Origin of the sequence: Sphingopyxis terrae subsp. terrae NBRC 15098 (assembly GCF_001598815.1) — a bacterium.
GTDB lineage: Bacteria > Pseudomonadota > Alphaproteobacteria > Sphingomonadales > Sphingomonadaceae > Sphingopyxis > Sphingopyxis terrae.
Map to the genome: position 1 here is coordinate 1 of NZ_BCZQ01000059.1, position 1,269 is coordinate 1,269.

Annotated in this window: 1 protein-coding gene; it reads left to right on the top strand. The window is 63.7% G+C overall.

Annotation, left to right across the window (positions count from 1 at the left end; translation table 11 throughout):
• Window positions 1-65 precede the first annotated feature (65 nt).
• A protein-coding gene (locus STE01S_RS19455) for an IS3-like element ISSpma3 family transposase (RefSeq protein WP_120218809.1) occupies window positions 66-1,237 on the top strand; the annotation gives its coding sequence in 2 pieces (ribosomal slippage) (window positions 66-318 and window positions 318-1,237; 1,173 coding nt in all).
• Window positions 1,238-1,269 lie beyond the last annotated feature (32 nt).

Below are 1,269 nucleotides of genomic sequence, written 5' to 3' on the forward strand. Positions count from 1 at the left end.
TGACGTGACCCCCTGATTTTCCTCCAACAGTGATTAGAGTCCGGTCTTGAAGGAAGGACGGACAGATGAAGCGTTTGAGGTTTTCGGAAGAGCAGATCATCGGGGTGTTGAAGGAAGCGGAGGCGGGCGCGAAGACCGGCGAGCTGGCGCGGCGACACGGGGTGTCGGAAGCAACGATCTACAACTGGAAGGCCAAGTATGGCGGCCTTGAGGTGTCGGAGGCGAAGCGGCTACGCTCGCTCGAGGACGAGAACGCGAAGCTGAAGCGGTTGCTTGCGGACTCGATGCTGGACAATGCGGCGCTGAAGGATCTTCTCACAAAAAAATGGTGACGCCCGCCGTTCAGCGGGAAGCGGTCGCCCATCTCCAGGCTTGCCATGGGATGAGCGAGCGGCGGGCGTGCCGTGTCACAGGCGCCGATCGGAAGAGCATGCGCTACCGGTCGCAGCGTGGCGACGATGCCGAGGTTCGGGAGAAGCTGCGCGAGTTGGCGCAGCAGCGTCGCCGGTTCGGTTATCGGCGCCTGCATATCCTGCTGCGCCGGGAGGGCGTGATGATCAACAGGAAGAAGACCCAGCGCCTGTATCGAGAGGAGGGGCTGATGGTCCGACGAAGACGCAACCGGCGCCGGGCGATCGGTGCGCGGGCGCCCGCACCGGTGCTCGCGCTGCCGAACCAGCGGTGGAGCCTCGACTTTGTGCATGATCAGATGGCGTCAGGTCGGCGGTTCCGGGTGCTCAACATCGTGGACGATGTCACGCGGGAGTGCCTGCGCGCGGTGCCCGACACGTCGATCTCCGGGCGCCGGGTCGTGCGCGAGCTCAGCGATCTGATCGAGGAGCGCGGCAGACCGGGGATGATCGTCAGCGACAATGGGACCGAGCTGACATCGAACGCGGTGCTCGCATGGTGCGGTGAGGTCGGGGTCGAGTGGCATTATATCGCGCCGGGCAAGCCGATGCAGAACGGCTATGTCGAGAGCTTCAATGGCCGGATGCGCGATGAGCTTCTGAACGAGACGCTGTTCCTCGACCTCGATCATGCCCGCACAGTGATCGCGGCCTGGGCCGAAGATTACAACCAGGCGCGGCCACACTCGGCCCTTGGATATGAGACACCGGCGGCGTTCGCCGCCGAACTGCATAAGCAATGGCCTGTGCAGCTACGCCCTTCGGGCTCCGCTGCACAGGCCATTGCTTACACTGCGCTCATGCGCAACAAAGCTGCTGGGCTCTAATCCCCGCTGGTGGAAACCAGGGGGTCACGTCA